Genomic DNA, 3,255 nt, shown 5'->3' with positions numbered 1-3,255 from the left:
TCTCAAGCATTAGAAAGTCTAATCATAGAACATACAGAAAACACTAATAAATATAGAGAGGACATAGCATGAATGATTATTTCAAAGAATTTAAAAAAGACTTAGGACTTGTAGAGGAAAAGCTAGATATTTTATCAGAGTGGCATAAGTCTAAGAATCATATTGGAGCGACGGAAATTGCTGAAGATTGTATTTCAGTAATTAGTGATCTATGGATAAGCTTTTATAAATTATCTGAAGCGTACAAGATGCAGGAAGCTAGTCATGAAGAATTTTATAATACGAATGTTGAGAACTTACTGGGAGAATTAAAAAAATATGACGATGAGTGTGCAGAAATGTACAATAAAAAACCTGACTGGTTACTATTCAATTACTTAAATCAAGTAATAAACGAAAACAAGTTAAGTAATGATATTACTCATGAGACTGCTTCAACTTGGACGTATTTACGAAGTTTAGTTGTTTCTGATTTACAAAAAAGAGGGCTTTTAAAATGAATGAACTAGATTTAAGCAATACACAGGCGCTTATTTTTACCGTGATTTTGATTGGCCTTCTCATATATCTAAATCATCGAGACCACAAAAAGTGCGCTCAAATGGAGCGAGAAAACAGGAAACTAGGAGAAAGTCCTAGCGAAAGTTTAAGCCCAGATTATGGGCGGTATATCCAGCTTGCAGGGGTTAAGCCGTGGAGGTGACGATATGTTTGAAAGGATGATTGAAGAACTTCAAATAAAAATATTAGAAGCCTTAGAACGTTACCTAAAAAGTCATGAAAAAATACCTCCCCGAATCATTGGGTTGATTTCCGCAAAACGAGTACAGGAAGAGTTAGATATAAAATATCTGACCTTACAAAAATGGGAAAGAATGGGCTTGAAACGTTATCAACCTCCAGGAGACGATAGCAGAAAAGTTTATTATAAAGTGGACGATATCCGTAAGTTTATGGGGGTGGGAGAATGAGAGTGATAGAGTTAACCTTGTCTAGTGACAAATTAGCCTTATTCGGCTTTCTCAAGTCTACCCCTACCCAAGCTTGGAAGAATGAGAATCACTTCAAATTCATCTACTTTGAACCGATTGGCGAAGCGCTGACGAATTTCCACTATAAAGGCTTGTATGTGACTGTCAAAGACGAAAAAGAGGAAGTAGAGGGTTGGAGGTTAGTTAGAGACTTGGAGATAGTTTTGGCCAGTCCTGACTTGCTGACGATCCTGAAAGATTTAGAGGTAAACAAATTGACCGAGCAACGGCAGGGGCTTGGAGTGGAGTTAAAAGGCTGGGTTTTTGACCTGATTTGTAATGGCATTTATACCAGATATGAGACTTCACTTTTTGTCCGCTTGCTATTTGTCAATGGCTACAGTTTTAGTCAGCTGGTGAATTTATTTTCAGCAATCGTTAAACGCAAAGACCTAGCAAGCTACTTTCTAGAAGTAGCGACAAAATTCTATAAGGAGGTGGCTTTTGAATAGTGAAGAAATTGTAAGTAAAATTATCGAAGAGAATCAGCAACAAATACCGCCTACCGTGGTGGACTTGACCCAAGCAAGGGAGACTAACGAGGAAAACAACAGCCTGGATTTAACACCTAAAACCAAAGGAAAAGGCTTTGTCATCACCTTGGACAATCTCAAGAAGATTTTGAGTGGGGATAGTAAGCTAAAAGGGGCGATACAGTACAACGCTTTTACATATGAAATTGACGTTACCAAGTCTGTTAAGTTAAATGGTAGAACCTTGAGCGGTACAATCGATGACCTGATTATCAGAGAGATTAGGGCTTATATTGCTACCAAGTATAAGATGGATTATAAAAAAGGGGATATCGCTGATATCTTAGAAGTGGTGGCTGGAGAACACAGCTACAACCCCTTAAAAGACTATCTGGAATCTTGCGAAAGCGAGTATAAAGAGTTAGTGAATCAGCGTGATCCCTTTGATATTTTAAGGCATTATCTCAATATCAAGGATGACGAATATAACCGTATTATTATGGACTTGTTTTTCCGTGGAGCGGTTGCCAAGGTGTTTGACCCTATTGTTAAGTTTGACTTTGTGCTGGACTTGACTGGAAGGCAGGGAGTAGGAAAGACCCAATTTTTTGAGGGGCTTTTTACTCACAAGTATTTTACAACCGTTGAGACCTTCACAGATAAAGATGACAAGGCTAGAATGGTAAGAAACTGGTGTGTATTTGATGATGAGATGGTGGCCAGTAAAAAGGCTAGTTTTTCAGAATTGAAGAAATTCATCACAGAAACCAAGCTGGAGTTTAGACCGCCTTACGCCTCCAGCGACAGGCGATTGCCTAAGAGTTTTATTATTGTGAGGGCAACCAATGACCATGATTATTTAAACGACCTGACAGGAGAAAGGCGCTTTCTGGTTGCTGAGGTACACAAAGACACCGACTATAAGGGCAGGAAGTGGACAGAGAAAGACCGTAGAGCCTTTTGGGGCGCTATGGTGGTGGCTTGGAAGTCTAACCAGTCTTTGACGCTGACAGACGAGCAGGAAAAGCTAGTAAATGAGGTTAGAAGCCGTTACAAGTTTGTAGATGAGACCCTTGAGGATTTGGAGCGCTATTTAGGCACTCCTTACCCAAAAAGAATGTATCAGTTCCCGACGACCGACAGAACGCGATGCTATTATATCTATGATATGATGAACGAGGGATACTTTAGAAATAACAGGGGCGGAACGGTTGAACTGGACACAGACACCTATGGCGAGCTGGTAGATAGGGATAAGATGACCATTAAACTATTTTTTCAAGAGGTGTATTTGACTGACAAAGTACCGCCAAAGGATAAGGCTAAGGTTAAAAAGTATATGCAAAACCGAGACGGCTGGGAACATAGGCGATCAACAAGATTTGGTAAAAGTATTAAACCAGCTTACGTTAAAAAAATGTAGTCAGTGTAGTTTATTTTTAAAAAGTGACTACATTTTAAATAGGAAGAAAACCCTTGATACATAAGGGGTTAGAAAAAAAGTGTTGTTTTTACTATTTTACTGACTACACCCCTAAACCCTTGGTATTATTGACTTTTATATAAAAATGTAGTTATTTTCTATTTATTAAAGAGTATATGAAGATAAGAGATAAAAGGCGTTTATTGTTTATTTTTTTGGGAGCAAGGTGACTACATGACTACGCATGGCGAAAAGCCTTGTGACTGTAAGGCGGATAGCTTAGTCACTAGATATCCCAAAATGACTACACTTTTTTATGAACTCTAAG

The 3,255-nt window shown here is 38.5% G+C and carries 4 protein-coding genes; all 4 read left to right on the top strand.

Annotated features, from left to right (window positions below; translation table 11 throughout):
• The first annotated feature begins 68 nt into the window (after positions 1 to 68).
• The 4 genes from O0J15_RS20555 (at position 69) to O0J15_RS20540 (ending at position 2,927) form a co-directional block, all read left to right on the top strand.
• The gene (locus O0J15_RS20555) at positions 69 to 500 is read left to right on the top strand and encodes a hypothetical protein (protein WP_308306226.1); all 432 of its coding nucleotides are present in this window, start codon (positions 69 to 71) and stop codon (positions 498 to 500) included.
• Between the two features lie 219 nt (positions 501 to 719).
• Positions 720 to 971, top strand: coding sequence for a hypothetical protein (locus tag O0J15_RS20550; RefSeq protein WP_308306225.1), 252 nt, complete (start codon positions 720 to 722; stop codon positions 969 to 971).
• Positions 972 to 973: 2 nt separating this feature from the next.
• Positions 974 to 1,483 carry a hypothetical protein gene (locus tag O0J15_RS20545; protein WP_308306224.1) on the top strand — a complete coding sequence of 170 codons (510 nt, stop codon included), beginning with the start codon at positions 974 to 976 and terminating at the stop codon, positions 1,481 to 1,483.
• Positions 1,476 to 2,927 carry a virulence-associated E family protein gene (locus O0J15_RS20540; protein ID WP_308306223.1) on the top strand — a complete coding sequence of 484 codons (1,452 nt, stop codon included), beginning with the start codon at positions 1,476 to 1,478 and terminating at the stop codon, positions 2,925 to 2,927. The genes O0J15_RS20545 and O0J15_RS20540 overlap by 8 nt, the downstream gene beginning before the upstream one ends.
• The last annotated feature ends 328 nt before the right edge of the window (positions 2,928 to 3,255 follow it).

The organism is Stenotrophomonas sp. Sm10, assembly GCF_030985515.1.
Classification (GTDB): Bacteria; Pseudomonadota; Gammaproteobacteria; order Xanthomonadales; family Xanthomonadaceae; genus Stenotrophomonas; species Stenotrophomonas hibiscicola.
This window is presented reverse-complemented; position numbering and strand designations above follow the sequence as displayed.

Bases quoted from the DNA above. Each gene is read 5' to 3' on its own strand.
- O0J15_RS20555 (WP_308306226.1), top strand. From the start codon at position 69: ATGAATGATTATTTCAAAGAATTTAAAAAAGACTTAGGACTTGTAGAG.
- O0J15_RS20550 (WP_308306225.1), top strand. From the start codon at position 720: ATGATTGAAGAACTTCAAATAAAAATATTAGAAGCCTTAGAACGTTAC.